15 protein-coding genes are annotated in these 20,039 nt (G+C 72.0%); 4 read left to right on the forward strand and 11 right to left on the reverse strand.

Annotated features, from left to right (window positions below; genetic code table 11):
• The 10 genes from ACQP2O_RS51780 to ACQP2O_RS51825 all read right to left on the reverse strand — a co-directional run bounded on the left by ACQP2O_RS51780 (position 1) and on the right by ACQP2O_RS51825 (position 9,883).
• Positions 1–1,065 (reverse strand): LLM class flavin-dependent oxidoreductase, encoded by a 1,065-nt coding sequence (locus ACQP2O_RS51780; RefSeq protein ID WP_433177583.1) that lies wholly within the window; start codon positions 1,063–1,065, stop codon positions 1–3.
• A 28-nt stretch (positions 1,066–1,093) separates the two neighbouring features.
• Entirely contained in the window at positions 1,094–2,170 is a 1,077-nt protein-coding gene (locus ACQP2O_RS51785; RefSeq protein WP_433177585.1) for an LLM class flavin-dependent oxidoreductase, read from the reverse strand.
• Complete coding sequence (locus ACQP2O_RS51790) at positions 2,167–3,153, reverse strand: ABC transporter ATP-binding protein (RefSeq protein WP_433177587.1); 987 nt, start codon at positions 3,151–3,153, stop codon at positions 2,167–2,169. The genes ACQP2O_RS51785 and ACQP2O_RS51790 overlap by 4 nt, the downstream gene beginning before the upstream one ends.
• A 124-nt stretch (positions 3,154–3,277) precedes the next feature.
• A complete protein-coding gene (locus ACQP2O_RS51795) occupies positions 3,278–4,291 on the reverse strand; it encodes an ABC transporter ATP-binding protein (RefSeq protein WP_433177589.1) in 1,014 nt (337 codons plus the stop codon).
• A complete protein-coding gene (locus ACQP2O_RS51800) occupies positions 4,269–5,156 on the reverse strand; it encodes an ABC transporter permease (protein WP_433177591.1) in 888 nt (295 codons plus the stop codon). The genes ACQP2O_RS51795 and ACQP2O_RS51800 overlap by 23 nt, the downstream gene beginning before the upstream one ends.
• A 2-nt stretch (positions 5,157–5,158) precedes the next feature.
• On the reverse strand, positions 5,159–6,157 hold the full coding sequence (locus tag ACQP2O_RS51805) for an ABC transporter permease (protein ID WP_433177593.1): 999 nt from the start codon (positions 6,155–6,157) through the stop codon (positions 5,159–5,161).
• A gap of 22 nt (positions 6,158–6,179) precedes the next feature.
• Positions 6,180–7,718: an ABC transporter substrate-binding protein gene (locus tag ACQP2O_RS51810; protein WP_433177595.1), complete on the reverse strand. Its 1,539-nt coding sequence runs from the start codon at positions 7,716–7,718 to the stop codon at positions 6,180–6,182.
• Between the two features lie 380 nt (positions 7,719–8,098).
• Positions 8,099–8,986, reverse strand: a complete 888-nt coding sequence (locus ACQP2O_RS51815; RefSeq protein ID WP_433177597.1) for a DsbA family protein — start codon at positions 8,984–8,986, stop codon at positions 8,099–8,101.
• Complete coding sequence (locus ACQP2O_RS51820; RefSeq protein WP_360898449.1) at positions 8,983–9,405, reverse strand: cupin domain-containing protein; 423 nt, start codon at positions 9,403–9,405, stop codon at positions 8,983–8,985. Before ACQP2O_RS51820 ends, ACQP2O_RS51815 begins: the two co-directional genes overlap by 4 nt.
• 28 nt (positions 9,406–9,433) lie before the next feature.
• Positions 9,434–9,883 (reverse strand): RrF2 family transcriptional regulator, encoded by a 450-nt coding sequence (locus ACQP2O_RS51825; RefSeq protein WP_433177600.1) that lies wholly within the window; start codon positions 9,881–9,883, stop codon positions 9,434–9,436.
• Positions 9,884–10,070: 187 nt separating this feature from the next.
• On the opposite strand from ACQP2O_RS51825, the gene ACQP2O_RS51830 reads away from it, so the two are divergent.
• From ACQP2O_RS51830 to ACQP2O_RS51840, 3 genes are all read left to right on the forward strand, one after another.
• Positions 10,071–10,889 (forward strand): dienelactone hydrolase family protein, encoded by an 819-nt coding sequence (locus tag ACQP2O_RS51830; RefSeq protein WP_433177602.1) that lies wholly within the window; start codon positions 10,071–10,073, stop codon positions 10,887–10,889.
• 244 nt (positions 10,890–11,133) lie between these two features.
• Complete coding sequence (locus ACQP2O_RS51835) at positions 11,134–13,293, forward strand: hypothetical protein (protein WP_433177604.1); 2,160 nt, start codon at positions 11,134–11,136, stop codon at positions 13,291–13,293.
• 198 nt (positions 13,294–13,491) lie between these two features.
• Positions 13,492–14,250, forward strand: coding sequence for a hypothetical protein (locus ACQP2O_RS51840; RefSeq protein ID WP_433177606.1), 759 nt, complete (start codon positions 13,492–13,494; stop codon positions 14,248–14,250).
• Between the two features lie 16 nt (positions 14,251–14,266).
• Here ACQP2O_RS51840 and ACQP2O_RS51845 read toward each other — a convergent pair whose 3' ends face one another.
• Positions 14,267–17,062: a SpoIIE family protein phosphatase gene (locus ACQP2O_RS51845; protein ID WP_433177608.1), complete on the reverse strand. Its 2,796-nt coding sequence runs from the start codon at positions 17,060–17,062 to the stop codon at positions 14,267–14,269.
• Between the two features lie 223 nt (positions 17,063–17,285).
• Here ACQP2O_RS51845 and ACQP2O_RS51850 point away from each other — a divergent pair, with 223 nt between their 5' ends.
• Positions 17,286–19,928, forward strand: coding sequence for a hypothetical protein (locus ACQP2O_RS51850; protein WP_433177610.1), 2,643 nt, complete (start codon positions 17,286–17,288; stop codon positions 19,926–19,928).
• Positions 19,929–20,039: the final 111 nt, after the last annotated feature.

Genomic DNA, 20,039 nt, shown 5'->3' on the forward strand with positions numbered 1-20,039 from the left:
TCAGACCAGTGCCGCGTCGTTCGCGCGCAGCAGCGGGACCAGGCGCCGTCCCCAGTCGACGACGTCCTCGAGCGGGTCGAACCCGCGGATCAGGATCGTGTCGACGCCGACCCGCCGGTACGCCTCGAGGGCCTCCGCGACCTGCTCGGCCGTGCCGACCAGCGCGGTGGAGTTGCCGCCGGGGCCGGTCAGCGCGGTGATGCCGTACCAGAGCCGCTCGTCGTGGCGCTCGCTCTCGGCCGCCTGCTCCTGCAGCCGGGCCGAGCCCACCGAGGTCGACATGCGGAACGCGCGGTCGCCGCCCGCCCGCTCGGCGGTGAGCGCGCGGATCCGCTCGGCCCGCTCCCACGCCTCGGCCTCGGTGTCGGCGATGATCGGCCGGACCGACAGGCTGAACCGGAGCGTACGGCCGTGCGCGGCCGCGGCCTCGCGCAGCGCGGCGATCCGTTCGGCGATCACCTGCCGCGGCTCGCCCCACAGCATGTAGACGTCGGCGTGCCGGGTACCGACCTCGATCGCCGCGGGCGAGGCGCCGCCGAAGTACAGCGGGATGCCGTCCGGCGTGGCCGGCCTGACCGTGCTGAAGGCCCCCTCCACCCGGTAGAACTCGCCGCTGTGGTCGAACGGCCGGTCCGACTCCCACACGCGCCGCAGCAGGCCCATGAACTCGGCCGTCCGCGCGTACCGCCGGTCGTGGTCGGCGAAGTCGCCGTCGCGTTTCTGGTCGGCCTCGTCGCCGCCGGTGATGTGGTGGATGGCGACGCGGCCGCCGCCGGTGAGGTGGTCGAGCGTGGCGAGCTTGCGGGCAACGAGGGTCGGGGCGACGAAGCCGGGCCGGTGCGCGATCAGCACCTTGAGGCGGGTCGTGGCGTTCAGGACGTGGGCGGCGACGGCGAACCCGTCCGGGCCGGTCGCGCCGTACCCGATGAGGACCCGGTCGAAGCCGGCGGCCTCGTGTGCCTGGGCGAACCTCGTCAGGTAGTCGGCGTCGATGCCGCCGAAGTAGTCGCCGTGGGTCTCGGACGCGTCCTGCGTCCCGACCATGCCGAGGAGTTCGAAGGTCATGTCTGCTTCCGTTTCTCTGGGCGGGTCTCTAGGCGGGCGCGCCGGTCAGGGCGTGCTCGCGGACCAGGCGGACGAGGTTCCCGTAGTCGGTGGCGTCGGCGAGCGGGCTGAACCCGCGGATGAGCAGGGTGCTGACGCCGAGGTCGACGTAGTCGAGCAGGGACTCGGCGACCTGTTCGTAGCTGCCGACCAGCGCGGTGGAGTTCCCGGCGGCACCGGTCTCCTTGGCGATGGCGGTCCACAGCCGCTTGTCGTGCACCTCCGCCTGGTCGGCGAAGTCCAGCAGCCGTCGGCTGCCCTGCTGCGCGGAGCCGTCGATGTTGAAGACCTTCTTCAGCTCTCCGGCCCGCTCCTTGGTGAGCCGGAGGATCTCGCGGGCCCGCTCCCACGCCTCGGCCTCGGTCGCAGCCGGGATGGGCCGCAGGCTGACGCTGAACCGCGGGTCGCGCCCGTACGGGGCCGCCGCGGCGCGCACCTCGGCGATGCGTTCGGCGATACCGGCCAGCGGCTCACCCCAGAAGGCGTACACGTCGGCGTGCTTGCCCCCGACCCGTACGGCGTCCGCGGAGGCGCCGCCGAAGTAGACCGGCACCCGGCCGTCCGGGCGCAGGGCGGTGAATCCGCCGCGTACCTGGTAGAACTCCCCGTCGTAGTCGAACGGCCGGGTGGACTCCCACTCCAGGCGCAGTACGTCGAGGAACTCGTCCGTACGCCGGTAACGCGTCGGCTTGTCGCTGATGTCGCCGTCCCGCGCCTGGTCCGCGTCGTCGCCGCCGGTGATGACGTGCAGCGCGACGCGGCCCGGATGGAAGGCGTCGAGGGTGGCGAACTTGCGGGCCGCCAGCGTGGGCGCGACGAAGCCGGGCCGGTGCGCCAGCAGCACGCCCAGCCGGTCGGTGCCCGTGAGCACCTGGTCGGCGACGATGAACCCGTCCGGACTGGCCGACGAGTGCGCGACCAGCACCCGGTCGAACCCCGCGTCCTCGTGCGCCTTGGCGAGCGCCCGCAGGTACTCCGCGTTCACCACCGGGTCGGCGGCCGCCTTCTCGATCTCGGTCTCGGTGTGCGCCTGGGTGGCGGCGATGCCGATGAACTCGATGCTCATATCAGTGCTCCTCTTGTCCGCCCGACCAGGTCGGGCCACGTGTCGGCGTGATGGCAGGCCACGGCCCGGCCACCCGCACGTGCTTCGCGCCGCGGCTCTTCGGCGCACTCGGCGGTGGCGAACGGGCACAGCGCGGCGTACCGGCACCCGTCACCGTGCGGCCACGGCTCCCGGTCCGGGGCCGGGCGCAGGCTCGCGGCCGGCCGGCCGAGCGGGCGTTCGCCGGTGCTCGGGGCCGAGGCGACCAGCAGCGCGGTGTACGGGTGGGCGGGGTCGCCGAACACCTCGCCGACCGGCCCCTGCTCCACCAGCCGCCCGCCGAACAGCACCGCGACCCGGTCCACCGCCCCGGCCAGCGACCTCAGGTCATGGGAGATCATCACGATCGCGACGCCGAGCTCGCGGCGCAGCCGGTCCAGCAACAGCAGGACGCGGTTGCGGCTGGAGGCGTCCAGGGCGCTGACCGGCTCGTCGCACAGCAGCAGCTTCGGGCGTACCGCGATGGCACGGGCCAGGGCGACCCGCTGCCGCTGCCCGCCGGAGATCTGTCCGGGCCGGCGGCTGCCGAGCGCGAGGTCGAGGCCGACTCGGGTCAGCGCCTCGTCCACGCGTTCGGCCTGCTCGGACCGCGTGAGGCCGCCGGCGACGGTCAGCCCCTCGGCGACGATCGCCGCCACGGTCAGGTCCGGGTCGAGGGACCGCAGCGGGTCCTGGAAGACCAGCTGGATCCCGCCCGTCCGGCGGAACGCCCGCAGCCGCCGTCCCCGCAGCGCCGTCACCTCCGTGCCGTCGAACGTGACCCGCCCCGCATCGGCCGGGACGAGGCCGACCACGGCGCGGACCAGCGTCGTCTTGCCCGAGCCGGTCTCCCCGACCACGCCGACGATCTCCCCGGGCCGTACGCTCAGGCTCACGTCGGACAGCACCCGGCCGGACCGGCGGCCGTACGAGACCCCGAGCCCCTCGACGTCCAGCAGGGTCATGTGTGCTCCTTTCGGGGAGACGATCCCTCGCGCCCCCGGCCAAAGACCCGCCCCGTGTCCTCGCTCCGCTCGGTCATGCGTACTCCCCTGCGGGGGACGCCCCCTCGCACCCTCCGGCCAACGGTCATGAGGCCTCCTCGGCGTCGATCCGTACGCACCGGGCCGCACGGCCGTCGCCCGCCTGTCGCAGCGTCACCGGCGCGGCCGTGCACCGGTCCTCGGCGTACGGGCACCGGTCGGCGAAGCGGCAGCCGGGCGGCTCCGCGCCGGTCGGTGGCGGCCGGCCGGGCAGCACCTCCACCGAGCCGGGCGCGGCGACCCGCAGCAGCGCCTCGGTGTACGGGTGGGCCGGCGACCGCAGCACCTGCTCGGTCGTGCCCGACTCCACGAGCTCACCGGCGTAGAAGACCAGGACGCGGTCGCAGGTCTCGGCGACCACGGCGAGGTCGTGCGTGACCAGCAGCAGCGACAGGCCGCGCTCGGCGCGCAGCCGCGCGAGCAGGTCCAGCACCTCGGCCTGGACCACCACGTCGAGCGCGGTCGTCGCCTCGTCTGCGATGAGCAGGTCCGGCTCTCCGCCGATCGCGATCGCGATGAGGACGCGCTGCAGCATGCCGCCGGACAGCTCGTCGGGATACCGGTGATAGACCGTGGAAGGGTCGCGCAGGCCGACCGAGTCGAGCAGCTCGACGGCGCGGGCCTGGGCCTGGTCCTTCGGCAGCCCGGCGGCCACGCGGAGCGACTCGGTGAGCTGGCGGCCCACCGTGATCGACGGGTTGAGGTACGACGCGGGGTCCTGGAAGACCGCGCCGAGGCTGCGGCCGCGTACGCCGTCCCACTCGCGGCGCGTCAGCGCGGTCAACTCGACGCCGGCCAGGTCGACCGTCCCGGCGCTGACCGCGCAGCCCTTCGGCAGCACGCCCAGGATCGACCGGCAGGTCAGCGTCTTGCCGCTCCCGGACTCGCCGACCAGGCCCACGGACTCGCCGCGGCGAACGGTGAAGGAGACGTCGCGGACGGCCTCGGCGGCACCACCGCCGACCGTGACGTGCAGGCCGTCGACGCGGAGCAGCGGGGTGGCCGGTACGGCGGTGGGCCGGGGCTCGGCCCGGGTCTCAGTGGACGGCGACGGCGGCATCGGGCACCTCCTGGGCGGGACCGGGTCGGGTCGGCGACGCGTCGACGACGGGCAGGTCGGCGCTGTCGCTGATCGCGTCGGCGATGGCGTTCAGCGCGGCCACCGTGATCATGATCGTGAGGGCGGGGATGAACGGGGCCCACGGCTGCTGGGCCAGGAAGGCCAGGTCGTCGGCGAGCATGCCGCCCCACGTGGGCGCCGGTGGCTGCACCCCGATGCCCAGGAAGCTCAGCGACTGCACGGCGAGCAGGCACTCGGCGCCGGCCTGTGCCGCGGTGACCGCGATGGTCGGCAGGATCTTGCTCCACAGGTGGGTGCGCAGGATCCACAGCAGGCTCGCGCCGAAGAGCTCGGCCGCCTCGACGTACTGGGCGCGGAGCAGGGTGAGTGAGGCGGCCCGGCTCACCCGGAAGAAGATCGGGGAGTACAGCAGCCCGATGGCGAGCATCGACTGGGTCAGGCCGTTGCCGAGCACCCCGACCACGGCGACCACGAACACGACGTACGGCAGGGTCTGCAGCGAGTCGACGAACCGCAGCGACGTCCATTCGAATCCCCGGCCCAGCCAGAGCGAGCCGAGGCCCAGCGCGGTCCCGACCAGCAGCGCCGTGCCGACGGCCTCCAGGGTCGCGACGATGGACGAGGAGGTGCCGGCGACGAGCCGGCTGAGCACGTCCCGGCCGAGGCCGTCGGTCCCGAGGAGGTGGCCGGCGCCGGGGCCGGACAGCACGTGCGCCGAGTCCTGGGCCAGCGGGTCGTGGGGCGCCAGCCAGTGGCCGAACACGGCGGCCACCGCGACGACGACCAGGACGCCTGCCGACAGCCGGGCCGACCGGAGCCGCAGCGCGCGACGGAGAGTACGCACGGCTACCTCCTCGCCTGCGGGGTGAACCGGGCGAGCAGGGCGCCGAGGACCAGGTTGCACGCCAGCACCGTGGTCACGGTCACCAGCAGCGTGCCCTGGATCACCGGGATGTCGTGCCGCTCCGCCGACTGAAGGGTCAGCAGCGCGACGCCGGGGAGGTTGAAGATCCGCTCGGTGGGCACCGAGCCGCTGAGCAGCGCCGGCACGCCGACCGTCAGGATGCCCAGCGCCGGTCCCAGGGCGTTGCGCAGCGCGTGCCGCAGCAGCACCCTCCGGCGCGACAGACCGCGCACGGTCGCCCCGACGACGTAGTTCTCCCGCAGCGTGGCGACCAGCGAGGTCCGCAACTGTCGGGCGATGTGGGCGGCCAGGGTGAGGCTCAGCGCGAAGGACGGCATGAGCAGGCACCGGAACCACTGCACCGGGTCGGCGCCGAAGCTCACGTACCCGCCGGCCGGCAGGATCCGCAGGGTCGCGGAGAACACGACGATCAAGACGATGCCGACGACGAACCCGGGGATCGTGCTGAGAACGGAGCAGACCGCGGTGACCGAGCGGTCCAGCCGCCCGCCGCCGTTCAGCGCCGCCGCGATCCCGGCCGTACCACCGAGGAGCACGGCGAACAACGCGGCCAGGCCGGTGATGGCGAGGTCCACCGGCAGCGCCTGCCGGATGCTGTCGGCGACCGGGATGGAGGTGAAGTACGAGGTGCCGAGGTCGCCGGTGAAGGCGTGGCCCAGCCAGGTCCCGTACTGCACCAGCAGCGGCCGGTCCAGCCCGAACTGGTGGTTCATGCGGACGATGTCCGCCGGGGTGGCGGTCTCGCCGAGCACGGCCGCGGCCGGGTTGGTCTTCGACAGCGCACCGAGCGCGTACGTGCCGAACGAGGTGATGAGGAAGACGGTGGCCGTGGTCACCAGCATCCGCAGCACCTTGCGCGCCCAGCCGGGCAGTCGCCCGACCGCGACGCCGGGCCGCGGCACCGCGACGACGGCGCTCATCGGGTGCTCCGATCCGGGGCGTTCACTTGGCTGTGACCCCTTCGAACCGCTGCACGACGGTGTCCTTCGGCAGCGGCGACACCGACTTGGTGTGCGCCAGGATCCGCGGCGTGGTGAACAGGAAGACGTTCGGCATCGTGCGTACGGCGGCGGCGGTCGCGGCCTGCACCACCTGCGGGTACTTCGCGTCGTCCAGCGGCGTCTGGACGATCTTCTGGACCGCCGCCTCCAGCTCCGGTGAGGTCGTACGGCCCGGGTTCATCAGGCCCTCGCTGCCGAACAGCACCTGGAACGTCTGCGCGGTCGAGTCACGGCCGGCGAACCCGTCCACGGCGAGGGCCTTGGAATGCTGGATGTAGATGATCTGCGTGGCCTCGGCCTGCGGGATCGTCTCGATCGTCGCCTTGAACCCGACCGCCTGGAGCTGGGCCTGGAGCTGCTGCGGAAGGTTGCCGGGCGCCGAGGCGGTGATGGTGACCGGTGCTCCGATGCCGTACTTCGACTTGGCGAGAAGCTGGCGTGCCTTGGCCGGGTCGTACGCGTAGATGCCCTCCAGCTCCGGGTTGTAGCCCACGTACCCCTTGGGGAAGGGCTGGTAGGAGACCTCGCCGATGCCGAACTGCGCGGTCTTCAGCAGCGCCGCGCGGTCCACCGCGAACTTCAGCGCCAGCGCCGCGTTCGGGTCGTCGAACGGCGGCTTGGTGATGTTGACGTCCAGCACCGAGACCACCAGGGACGGGATCACCTGAACCTCGAGCCCGGCGGCCTTGGCCGCGGCGACCTGGCTGCCCGGGATCTGGGCGACGTTGTAGCGGCCGGACTGCAGCCCGGCGATCACCGTGGCGGCGTCCGGCAGCGGGAACAGCTGGAAGTCGCCGACCTTGATCGAGGCGGCGTCCCAGTAGTTCGGGTTGCGCTTGAGAGTCGCCTGGGAGTTCTCGACGTACGAGGTCAGGGTGTACGGGCCGGCGCCGGCCGGCTTGGTGGCCAGTCCAGCGGCGTTGCTCTCGAACGCCGCGGGGTTGACCACCATGCCGGTCTTTCCGGCGAACAGGCTGGGGATCTGGTAGTTGGGCGACTTGAGGTCGATGACGACGGTCGTGGGGTCCGGGGCGCTGACGGTCTTGACGCCGGCGAGCTGCGCGGCGATCAGCGACTTGGGCGCGTCGCGGCCGCGTTCGATGCTCTTCTTGACCGCGGTCGCGTCGAGCGCCGTGCCGTCGCTGAACTTCAGGCCGGAGCGCAGCTTGAACGTGACGCGGCTGCCCTTCTCGCTGTACGCCCACGACTCGGCGAGGGCCGGGACCGCCTTGCCCTGTTCGTCATGCTTGGTGAGCCCGGCGTACACGAGTGAGAGGGCGTGCACGTCCCAGCCCGCCGACGACGTCACCGGGTCCCACGACGTGGGCAGGGCCCAGCCCCACTTGAGCGTGTCGGCCGAGGACCCGCCGGAGCCCACCGCGCCGCCGGCGCCGCAGGCGGCGAGCAGGAGCGACGAGCCGGTGGCGAGGCCGAGCCCCAGAAAGGAACGTCTGCTGGGTTCGGAGAGAGCGGTGTTCATGGGGGTCCTTTCGCGAACGGTCGGGGTGCGGAGGGACGGCGGGTCGGCGCGGCGATGTCCCGGGGACGGCGCGTGGCGGTCTCCGGAGGAGTCGTGAGAGGAGGGGGATCTCCGCGGCGATGGGGAGATCAGGAGTGAGAGAAGGTTCCGGCGTGCGGGGTGGTGGCGCGGGAGGGGGCTCCACCGACGGCGGTGGCCCCGGAGCCCGCGGCTACCGACACAGGGCGCTGGAGGTACGCCGGTAGTCGACGAAGCGGCAGAGAACGCCCGGATGCGTCGAAGTCATACCTATATGGTCGGTATTACCGGGAATCCTGTCAATAGCTACCTAAATATGTCTTTTGCCGGACACCGGATCGGCGGGGGCCCGGAGACGCTGGTCAGCGGCGAGAGACCGGATGGGTGGCGGCCTCCGCCGGATGCAGCCAGACAGGCCCGCCGGCGCCGTCGAACCGGACGGCGCCGCGCGGCGGACCGGCCGAGCCGGCCAGCAGGGCGAGCTCCGGCCCGGTCAGGCTCCGGTGGCGCTCGAGGAGCTCCTCGGGGGTACGGGCCGGGACCTCCAGGCACAGCCCGGGCGACACGCGCGCGGCGGCCTCGACGTACTCACCGAGCTCCCGCCAGCCCGGCACCACCGCCCGTCCGGCGGGGCCGGCGAACACAAGAGTGGGCAGGGCGAACCGGTACCGGTCGCCGACCTCCTTCGCCGCACCCGGATGCGGGCCGGCCCCCTCCACGGTGAACACCTCGGGGTACGGCTCCCGCGTCTCCGCCCAGTCGCGGCGGACCGCGGAACGTACATCGTCGGAGACCAGATCGCGGGCGAGCCGGGCGTGGTCCAGGCCGGGCACTCCGGCCACCGCGCCGAGCACGCTCTCCACGTCGTCGGCGGGCGCCCCCAGCAGGAAGGTGGTCTCGCGCAGCCGGCGCAGAACGAAGGCGGCGGTCTCGGCACCCTGCGCCTCGGCCGCCTTGGCCGCGAGCGAGGACGGCCAGCTGCTCCGCGCCACCCACCGCAGCCGCGAGGCGTACGGGGCGCCGGTGTGCGCGGCGATGCCGGCGATGTACCGGTGGTACCAGGCGGCCTCCGCATCGGGGTCCGGCGCCGGATCGTCGTCCTCGTCGAACAGGATCCCGTAGACGCGGCGCCAGGCGGCCACGCCGTCCAGCGCGGCGCGCAGCCAGCGGAACTTCGGCTCCGATCCCCAGGCCCACGGGCACGCGGGGTCGGTGAACTCCACGACGGTCAGCGGGCCGCCCGCGGTCATGGCCGGTCGACCGGCGACCACAGACTGGGCAGGTTCACCACGACGCCCTCCTGGCTGCTGCGGGAGATGACGACGACCGCCTCGGTGTCGCCGGGGTTCTCCTCGCGGTGCGGAGCGTACGGCGGCACGAAGATGAAGTCGCCGGGCTCGGTCTCCAGGCGCACCTCGGTGTCACCGTCGGCGAAGACGAACACCGGGTTGCCGGACACGACGTAGATCGAGGTCTCCGTGTCACCGTGATGGTGGTCGCCGGAGTTGGTGGCGGGCGCCACGAGGGTCTTGCCCGTCCAGAGCTTCGACGAGCCGACCGTCTTGCCGGAGATGGCCTCCAGCCGCGTCATGCCCGTCGTCTGACCGGTGTCCCCGGTCAGCTGCGCACCGCGGATGTGCCGCAGCTCGCCGTGCCAGTCGTCCGCCATCAGGAAACTCCCATCGGTTCGTCGCGCGTCACGCGCTGAAGGCCGCGTCGCGCAGCAACGACACGGCCGGCTCGGGTGGGTCGTCCGCCAGCAGGTCGGCCAGGCTCACCCCGGCCAGGATGTCCTCGAACCGCTTCCGCACTCCGGCCCACAGCTCCGACAGCCGGGCGGCCGGCCCCGGGTAGCTCTGGTCGCCGAGGCTCTCCCCGTGCACGGTCATCAGCTGGCCGTCGACCGCGGCGACGACGGCCGCCAGCGAGATCGAGGCCGCATCACGGCTCAGCCAGTACCCACCCTCGCAGCCGCGCTGGCTGCGCACCAGTTCGGCCCGTCGCAGGTCGCGGAAGACCGCCTTGAGGAACCGGTGCGGGATGCCCTGGGACTGGGCGATGGCTTCGCAGGTAAGCGGCCGGCCGGTATCGGCGGCCAGCTCCAGGAGCGCCCGGATCGCATAGTCCGCTCGCGCCGAGATTCGCATGGCGTCTTACGCTACCAAATCAACCCCTTCTTGGTATCTATTGCCGGGAATCCCCGACCCGGCTCCCGGCGGTCAGCTCGACGATGCGCCGGGACGCCGCCCCGTCTCTCCGTTATGGCTATCTCGTGTCGTGTTGGGCGATTATCTTCCCTAGTGTCGCCCGACCAGGTGCGAGGAGGGATTGACGATGTCAGATGATGATCTGGCCGATTTCGCCCGCGGTTCCTTCGCTCATGGTGATCTTGCGTTCGACGTCTGGCGGTCGGGGGCCGGCCCGGCGGTGATCGTGCTCGCCGAGATCCCCGGCATCACGCCGAAGGTGGCCGCGTTCGCCCGGCGAGTCCGCGATCTCGGCCTGACCGTCGTCCTGCCGGATCTGTTCGGGGTCGCCGGTCGCGATCCGAGCCCGGAAGCCCACGGCCGGCTCGGTACCGCACGCACCGCCGCACGAGCGATGCTCCCGCTGTGCGTACGCCGTGAGTTCGTCATGCTCGCGACGGGCAGGACCTCACCGATCATCACCTGGCTCCGTGCGCTGGCGGCGCACGAGCACGACCGTTGCGGCGGACCTGGTGTGGGCGCCGTCGGGATGTGCTTCACCGGAGGATTCGCGCTGGCCATGGCCACCGACGACCGGATTCTCGCCCCAGTGCTCTCGCAGCCGTCACTGCCGCTGCCGATCACTCGCAGGAAGCGCGCCACGATCGACATCTCCCCCGCCGATCTCCAGGTCGTGAAGGACCGCTGTGCGGCCGGGCTCCAGGTCCTCGGGCTGCGTTTCCGCAGTGACCGATTGGTCCCGGGCGAGCGCTTCGACTTCCTGCGCCGCCAACTCGGCGACGCGTTCGTCGCGGTCGAACTCGACGATGCCGACGCCGACCCGGACGGGCTCATGAGGCCGCACTCGGTCCTCACGGAGCATCTCATCGACGAACCAGGTCAACCGACCCGGCAAGCGCTCGACCAGGTACTCGAACTGTTCAGAGCACGTCTGCTCACCGGCTGACGGCGCGGCGCCCGCGGGCCGTCACAGGCGCGGGCGGATGCCATCGGACTTGGCGATTCGCCTGAGAAAGCGCTTTCAAAAGGCGGCTCCTCGATCTATGGTGACCAGATGACCAACAGCTTCGGCGGAGGGTTGGGAAAAGGTTTTCCCACACTCCCGAGATGAAGAGGCGGTCCGTCGTCCGGATCCAGATGTCCGCAGAACCAAATGCCGGGCAGCCCCCGGCCGTCCGAGGGAGGACTCGTTGATCAAGCGCAGGACGGTACTCAAGGGAGCGGTCGGCACCGCCGCCACGTCGATGTTCCTCGGTGACCCGGCGGCACGGGCCGCCGAGGCCTCGCACGGTGGACACATCGACCGCGAGGCGCTGGTGGCGCGGCACGCCATCGAACGCACCTCCAGCGACCCGGAACTCCCGCTCCAGGTCGGCAACGGCAACCTCGCGTTCGGAGCCGACATCACGGGCCTGCAGACCTTCTTGCCGTTCGCCACGATGGCCCAGTGGGGCTGGCACGAGGACGCGCTGCCCGAGGGCAAGAAGGTCGAGGACTACAAGGGCACGCCGTGGGACACCCACGGCCGTCAGGTCTCTTACTGGACCGACCAGGCGGGGCAGCCGGAGCTGTACGACTGGCTCAGGGGGAACCCGCACAAGATCAACCTCGCCCGGATCGGCCTGTCGTTGCACACCGCCGCCGGGCGCGAGGCGACCGAAGCCGACCTCACCGACCGGCACCAGCGACTCGACCTGTGGACGGGAACGCTCCGCAGCCGGTTCACCTTCGACGGCGCCCCGGTCACGGTCGAAACGATCTGCCATCCCACGCTGGACGCGATCGCGGTGCGCGTCGACTCCCCGCTGATCCAGGCCGGGCGGCTGACGGTGTACGTGGACTTCCCGTACGCGACCGCCAAGGGGCAGGGCAAGTTCAGCGCTCCGTTCGTCGGGATCTGGGATCGCCCGGACGCCCACGTCACCGAGCTGAGCGTCCAGGGACCGTCGCGGGCGCGCATCACGCACCGCATGGACGCCACCACCTACCACACGGCGCTGACCTGGAACCGGGAGGGCGGCGAGCTGCGGCGCGGGGACGGCGGCGGCCACCGCTACACCCTCACCGGCGCCCGAGGCCCGCACCTGGAACTGACCTGCCTGTTCACGCCGGAGGACGCGCGCGCCGTCGCCCCGCCGCCGGCGGCGGTGGCGAAGGTCGCCTCCACATGGTGGCCGGCCTTCTGGCGCTCCGGCGGTGCCGTCGATCTGTCCGGCAGCACCGACCCCCGCTGGGAGGAACTCGAGCGCCGGATCGTACGCAGCCAGTACTCCCTGGCGGTCAACGAGAGCGGACAGTACCCGCCGCAGGAGTCCGGTCTGGTCAACAACGGCTGGTACGGCAAGTTCCACCTGGAGATGGTGGTGTGGCACAGCGCGCACCAGGCGCTGTGGAACCGCTGGCCGCTGCTGGAACGCAGCCTCGGCGTCTACCGGGACCTCCTGCCGTCCGCGCTGGAGCGGGCGCGGCAACAGGGCTTCCGCGGTGCCCGCTGGCCGAAGATGACCGGGCCCGAGGGGCGGGAGTCCCCCGGCCTGCAGAACGGGCTGCTGCTGTGGCAGCAGCCGCACCCGATCTTCTTCGCGGAGCTGGACTACCGGGCGCATCCCAGCCGCGCGACGCTGCACAAGTGGCGCGACGTCGTCTTCGCCACCGCCGACTTCCTGGCCTCCTTCGCCTTCCTCGACCCGGCGAGCGGCCGCTACATCGTCGGGCCGCCGGCGATCCCCGCCAACGAGCACTCCGACCCCCTGGTCACCAAGAACCCGATCGTCGAGACCTCCTACTGGCGCTTCGGGCTTCGGGTCGCCGGGATCTGGCGCAGGCGTCTGGGCCTCGCGCCTGAGAAGGAGTGGCAGGACGTCCTGGCCGGACTCGCGCCGCTCCCGGTCCAGGACGGCAAGTACGTGCTGTACGAGGGCGTCCAGGACATGTGGACCGAACACGCGACGGACCACCCGGACCCGATCGCCCCGTACGCGATGTTGCCCGGCGACGGCGTCGACGTGCCCACGATGCGGGCGACCGCGCAGCAGGTGTACCAGAGCTGGCCGGTCGACGACCTGTACGCCTGGGACTTCCCGCTGCTGGCGATGAACGCCGCCCGGCTGGGCGATCCCGGCCGGGCGGTCGACTTCCTGCTGCATCCCAAGTTCGGCTTCACCGAGCAGGGGCTGCCGGCCAGCGGCCGGAGCGGAGTGCCCTCGCCGTACTTCCCCAGCGCGGGCGGGCTGCTGTACGCCGTCGCGCTGATGTGCGCGGGATGGGACGGCGGAGCCGACCGGCACGCTCCCGGTTTCCCCGCCGACGGCTGGCGGGTGCGCTGGGAGGGCCTCAGCCGGGCGATCTGACCACGCGGCCCGGGCGGGCCCTTCCCCGCCCGGGCTCACCGAGCCAACGGCCATTCACCAATACACGCTGGAAGTGTTCCCTCGGCCAGCTCAACTATCTTTGCGACGTTCTCGGCATTTCGTGATAAAGCGCCTCGTTGATCACTAGGCTGCCGGACGTATTTCCACGGAGGACGATCCTTTGTCGCTGGAGTAGCCGTGCCGAAGACATCCCCTGGCCGGCTGGGCGTCGCGTTGGCCGCGACGTCGGCCGTGCTGCTGACCGGAGCGTGCAACAACCCGATGGGGTCGGACAAGGGCTCGGCCTCGTCCGGCCGTCCCTCGACCGCTCCCACCTCCACCGCTCCTTCCTCGCCGGCGCCCGCGAACAACGGCGTGGCGGCGAAGTCGGCGGCCCGGATCGCGTCCGAGTCGCTCGCCGCCCTGCGCGCTGCCACGTCGGTGCACCTCAAGGGCCGCGTACGCAGCGGCGGGGATATGGTCACCATGGACATGCGGTCCGGACGCGCCGGGTTCAAGGGCTCCATACGTGGGCCGATCGGCGGCGGCCGTACGGTCCCGTTGACGATTCTCCGGGCCGGCGGCAAGGTCTACGGCAAGGGCCGGCAGTTCGTCCAGTCCACGGTCGGGTCGGGTGCTGCCTCCAAGGTCGGCGACAAATGGATGCTGATCGGCTCCGCCCGTGAGGCGTCCGCGCACGGTCTGGACTTCACGCCGGCCGGGTTCGCCAAGCTCATCAAGCCGTCGGGACGGCTCGTCAAGGGAAAGCCGACGACCATCGCGGGCCAACCTGCCATCGGCATCCGTGATCAGAGCGGCTGGCTGTACGTGTCGACCACCGGAAAGCCGTACCCGTTGCGCCTCGCGCCGACGAAGAAGGGCAGCGGAGCCCTGGCCTTCACGGAGTACGACCGGCCGTTCCAGGTCAGCGCGCCGACCAACGTGTTCCAGCGGTAGGCGCGCGCTATTCCGCTCAGTGGGCGGCGTCGTCGAACTGCTCGAGGAGGACGTCGGCCGGCGTGCCGCCCCGTACGGCGGGCGCGCCGTCGCCGAGGTCCTGTTCGGCCCAGATGACCTTGCCGGCGGAGGTGTACCGCGTCCCCCATCGCTGAGCGAACTGCGCCACGAGGAACAGCCCCCGCCCACCTTCATCCATGGTCGCCGCGCGCCGCAGACGCGGTGAGGTGCTGCTCCGGTCCGACACCTCGCAGGTCAGATGGCGTCCGTACAGCAGCCGCACCCCGACCGGCGGGGATCCGTACCGGATCGCGTTCGTGACCAGCTCGCTGACGATCAGTTCCGTCGTGAAGGCGGTCTCCTCCAGCCCCCACTCGCTCAGCTTCTCCGCGCAGCGCGCCCGCACCGAGCCGACCGCCGACGCGTCGACCGGCACGTCCCATTCGGCCACGCGCGACCGCGGGAGCAACCGGGTACGCGCCACCAGCAGCGCGATGTCATCGGCGGGATGTGCCGGCACGATCGCGTCGATCACCGCCTGGCATGTCTCCTCCGGAGTGTGTCCATCGGTCCGCTCCAGCGTCCGGCGCAGCTCATCCAGCCTGCTGTCGAGGTCGCGGGTCCGGTCCTCGACCAGCCCGTCGGTGTACAGCACCAGCCGGGAACCCTCCGGCAGCCGCAGCTCGACGGTTTCGAAGGGGTGACCGCCGAGCCCGAGCGGAGGTGAGGCCGGGACGTCCGGGCAGGTGACCGCTCCGTCCGGGTACACCACCGCCGGCCCGGGGTGTCCCGCACGGCCGATCGCGCAGACCCCTGCCACCGGGTCGTAGATCGCGTACAGACACGTCGCTCCCGTGACCTCGGCTCCCCTGTGGCCTTCCGCGATCTCGTCGGTGCTCTCCTCGCTGTCCATGCGCGCGACCAGCTCGTCCAGGTGCGCGAGGACCTCGTCCACGGGGAGGTCGAGCGCGGCGAAGTTGTGCGCCGCGGTGCGCAGCCGCCCCATGGTCACGGCCGCGTGCAGTCCGTGACCGACGACGTCGCCCATCGCCAGCGCCACTCGCGCCCCCGGCAGCGGGATGAGGTCGAACCAGTCCCCGCCCACTCCCGCCTCCGCGGGCAGGTACCGCCAGGCCACTTCCAGCGCGTCCTGCTCCGGCTGTCCCCGCGGCAGCAGACTCCGCTGCAGCGTGACCGCCATGGTGCGCTCCCGGGTGAAGCGCCGAGCGTTGTCGACGGCCACCCCCGCCCGCGCCGCCAACTCCTCCGCGACCAGCAGGTCCTCGTGCTCGAACGCCGGCGTCTCCCCCACCCGGTAGAAGCTCGCCACACCCAGTGGCACACCCCGCGCCTGCAGCGGCACGGTCACAAGTGAGTGCACCCCCTGCTCCAGCGCCCTCCGGACGCGGTCCGGGTCCTGCTCCTGCCACCCCCGCGCCTGCCGCAGGTCCGCGGCCAGCACCCCGTACCCCTGCTCCAACGCTCGTGCCTGCGGCGCCGACGACGAGAACGTGATCGGTTCGCCCGCCGGGCACAGCACCGACAGTTCACCGGCCATCGCCGCACGTTGCAGCCGCCGCTGTCTCTCCGCCGTCGGCTCCTCCCCGCGCATCACCGCGTCCAGCAGATCCACCGTGACGATGTCGGCGAACAGCGGTACGGCCACCTGCGCCAGCTCCTGCGCCTCGCGCACCACATCCAGCGTCGTTCCGATCCGTATCCCCGCCTCGTACAGCAGATTCAGCCGCTCCCGCGCCACTTCCGCCCGCCCCGACACCGCTGCCAGCTCGGTCGTGTCCCGCAACGTCACCACGCTGCTTCCCTGAACGCCGTTCAGGAACGTCGGCCGCTTGTTCACCGCCAGCAACCGGTCCCCCGCCGGCTGGACCTCATCCGTCACCGTCTCGCCCGACACCAGCAAGCGCGACATCTGCTCCGGCAACCCCAGTTCCCGCACATACCGCCACTCCGCGTCCGCCGGCAGGCCCAGCAGCCGACTCGCCTCGTCGTTGGCCAGCACCAGTCGCCCATCGGCATCGATGATCAACACTCCTTCCCGCACCGCGTGCAGAACCGCGTCGTGGTGCTCGTACATCCGCGTCATCTCCGCCGGATCCAGGCCGCGCGTCTGCCGACGCAGCCGCCGGGACACCAACGCCGTCCCGCCTGCGGCCAACGCCAGCGCGGCCGCACCGCTGCCAAGGATGATCGGCAACTGTGGCGTCCACTCCCTCACCACGTTCTTGACCGTGAGCCCGGCGCACACCGCGCCGATGACCACGCCGCGGTCATCGGTCACCGGGACCACCGCCTGGACGACCGTTCCCCGGCCCGCCGGCAGGGGCGTCCCGCCCCCCTGCTCGACGATGGTGCGGCCCTGCAGCGACGATCGGTAGTCGCCGCGGAACTTCTTTCCGATGTACTGCGGGTAGGGGTGCGTATAGCGGATCCCCCGGGTGTTCACGACGACCATGAAATCCACGCCCGCCCGCTTCCGGGCCGCTTCGGCACTCGGCTGCAGCACCGCCGTCGGGTTCCGGCTGCGCAGCGCCTGGACCACGCCGGGTGCGTTGGCGAACGCCTGGGCTGCGACGACCGACACTCGACGTCCCTGCCGCAGGGCGTCGTACGCACCCTGGAGCAGCTCCATCGTTACCGCGGCCGCGACCAGCAGTAGGACGATCACGACTTGGAGAAGGAACACCTGCCCGGCGACACTGCGCGGATTCAGCAGGGCCACGCGGTGATCACGTGGGCGCCCGGCGAACGGATGACGGAACGACATCCGGTATCGCCGGAAAGATGCCTTCATGTCCCATTCATAACACTGCGCTACCAGCCCAAACGGACCCGCTCCGCGTTCCGGGAAACCAGCTCCGGTCAACGATCCGATCAAGATCCCGTAGGTCGTGAACCTTTTCACCGAGCCGCGCATCTTCACAGGCGTAGGAGGGGCGTCGGTGAGATCGTTCGCGGGCCGCCTGCCCGGTCATCCCCTCCCATCTGCCTGGTCATGAAGTCGAGGAGGTCGCGCCGTGAACGGTGCGTCACGTGAGCCGGACAACGACGCGCAGCACGAGACCTCCGGGACACCGCCGCAGGACGATCCCGTGCCCGGCCCCGAACCGCAGGCGGAGACGGCGGACACCGGGGAACGCACGGGTACCGATGCGCGGGACCAGGAGGACTCCTCGGAACCCGAGCGCGTCCCCGAGTCCGAGCCGGCGGCCGACGCGGAGGCCGATCCGTCCGAGGCGACCAGCGCCGACGACGAAGAGGACGAGGCGGACGCCGAAGACGAGCGGCAGGAGAAGCCCGAGCCGTCCGCCGAACGAGCCGAACCCGCTTCCGCCGAAGCCGAGGCCGAGGTCGACGCCACCTCTGGCGGCGACGACACGGCCGCCCCTGAGGACACCCCGGCCCCTGAGGACAGCGCCGTCCCTGAGGACACTCCCGTCCCCGAGGACGACGATGCCTCCGAGGAGACCACGGCGCACGCGGCGCCCCCTGGCGATGCGGAACCCGAGGAGGAGTCCGAGCCCGAAAGCGGGCCTGGTTCGGGGGAGGAGGACCAGGAGGACGGGCGGACGGCCACCGCGGAGTTCCGGCTTCCTCCCAAGCCGTACTCGCCCGCGGCGTCCGACATCACGGTCTCGGACCTGCCCCGCTCGGCGTTTCCCAAGAAGCGGACGGCCGACCCGGAGTCCGAGCCGCCCGTACCCCGCCGCCCCTCCCCGGAAGAGCCGCAGCCCAGGCGGTCCGCTCTGGAACGGACCCCGTGGTGGAGCTCGGAAGGCACCAACGGTCAGGGCGAGACGGAGTCGATCGCGCCGTCGTCCGATGCGGCCGAGACCACCGCGATCGCTCCTCCCGCCCCCGAGCGCGGAGCACCGGAGCGCTCTTCGTGGTTCACGCCCACGGAACGCCCGCCCGCCCAGACGCACCCGACGCCTCCTCAGACGGTCGAAGAGGCGCTTCCCGAGGTCCGTCCGTTCGGCCAGGGGGGATTGGCGAGTACGACGCAGCGGGACGGCGTGCCGATGATCTCGCCGCCCCCGGCGTCGACGGCGCACACGGCGGCACCGCCGCCGCGGACGATGCCCCCGACGGCACCCCGGCCTGAGGCCTTCCGGCCGCCCGTGGCGGAGCCGCCGCCGCTCACGATCCCCTCCACCCTCGCGGTGCCTCCGCCCGACACCGCCCGGCCGCCCGTGGTGGAGCCGCCACGGCTGAGGATCCCCTCCACCGTCGCGACGCCTCCGCCCGACGCCGCCCGGCCGCCCGTGGCGGCACCGCCGCCGCGGACGATGCCCCCCACGACATCCCAACCTGAGACCGCCCGGCCGCCCGTGGCGGAGCCGCTACAGCTGAGGATCCCCTCCAGCGTCGCGACCCCTCCGCCGGAGACCATCCGGCCGCCCGTGGCGGAACTCGCCCCGGTGCCCCTGCCGGCTCCCTCGGAGGCGCCTGCGGAGAAGCCGCGGCGCAAGCGGCGGCGTACCGGTTGGATCGTCGCCGTGGTGTTGGTGCTGCTGGCGGGGGTGGTGACCGGCCAGCTCGTACGGCCGACGCCCACGTCGACGATGCGTCTCACGCTGACGGCCACCCGGCACACCTTCGGTGGCGCCGCCCCCGTGCTCCCCTGGCCGGGGCAGGGGCAGGCGACCCTGTACGTGGACGGGCTTGGGTCCATGGGGTCGTCCGGTGGGGAGACGCCGACCCCGACCGCGAGCGTGGCGAAGGTGATGACCGCGTACGTCTTCCTGCACGACCACCCGCTGCAGCGGGGTACGGACGGTCCCACGTACCGGATCTCGCAGGAGGAGGCCGCCCAGCTTCCAATGCGCAAGGCGCGGGGCGAGTCGCTCGTCGAGGTCGTCGCGGGGCAGGCGTTCACCGAGCACAAGGCGTTGGAGGCGCTTCTGCTCGTGTCGGCGAACAACATCGCGCACGAGCTGGGCCGCTGGGACGTGGGCAATGAGCAGGCGTTCGTCGAGAAGATGAACGCCGCCGCGCGCTCGCTGGGAATGACCAATACCACCTACACCGATCCCAGCGGCTACGACTCGCACACCGTCAGCACCGCCGCCGACCAGGTCAAGCTGCTGACCGCGGCGATGAAGATCCCGGCCTTCGCCGAGATCGTGAACCTCCGCACGTACGTGCCCAACGACGGACGGGCACCGCGTGCCGCCGGCAACGTCCTCGTCGGGCACCATGGGGTGGTCGGCGGCAAGACGGGCTACACCGACGCGGCGGGCGGCAACTTCGTCTTCGCCGCCCGCAAACGTACGGGACATGTCACCACCATGATCGTCGGTGCGGTCATGGGGCAGCAGTCGCCGAGCGCGATGGGCGCGATCCAGGCCGCGCAGCCGCTGATCGTCGCCGCCGAGAAGGCGCTGACCTCGGTGACGCTGGCCCCGGCGGGCACGCGGGTCGCGCTGGTCGACGACGGTCTGGGCGGGCGCACCCCGTTGCGCGCGACGACCCCGGTCACGGTGGTCGGCTGGGGCGGGCTCACCGTGCCGGTCCACGTCACCGGAGACCCGCCGCGCCACGCCGCCGGCGGCACGCGGCTCGGCGCCGTGACGGCGGGCAGCGCGGTCATCCCCCTGACCCTCGACCGCGAGCTGCAGCCACCGTCCATCCTCAAGCGGCTCCTGCGCCTCCGCTAGCCACGACGCAGCCACTCCACGGCTAGCCCGATCACGGTGCCGGTCTGCGGGGAGGACGACGATCGGCGTTCGCCATCGCGGACGCCGACGTCGCCGCTCCGGTCGCGGCGA

The organism is Actinoallomurus sp. CA-150999 (genome assembly GCF_050942425.1).
Lineage (GTDB): Bacteria > Actinomycetota > Actinomycetes > Streptosporangiales > Streptosporangiaceae > Actinoallomurus.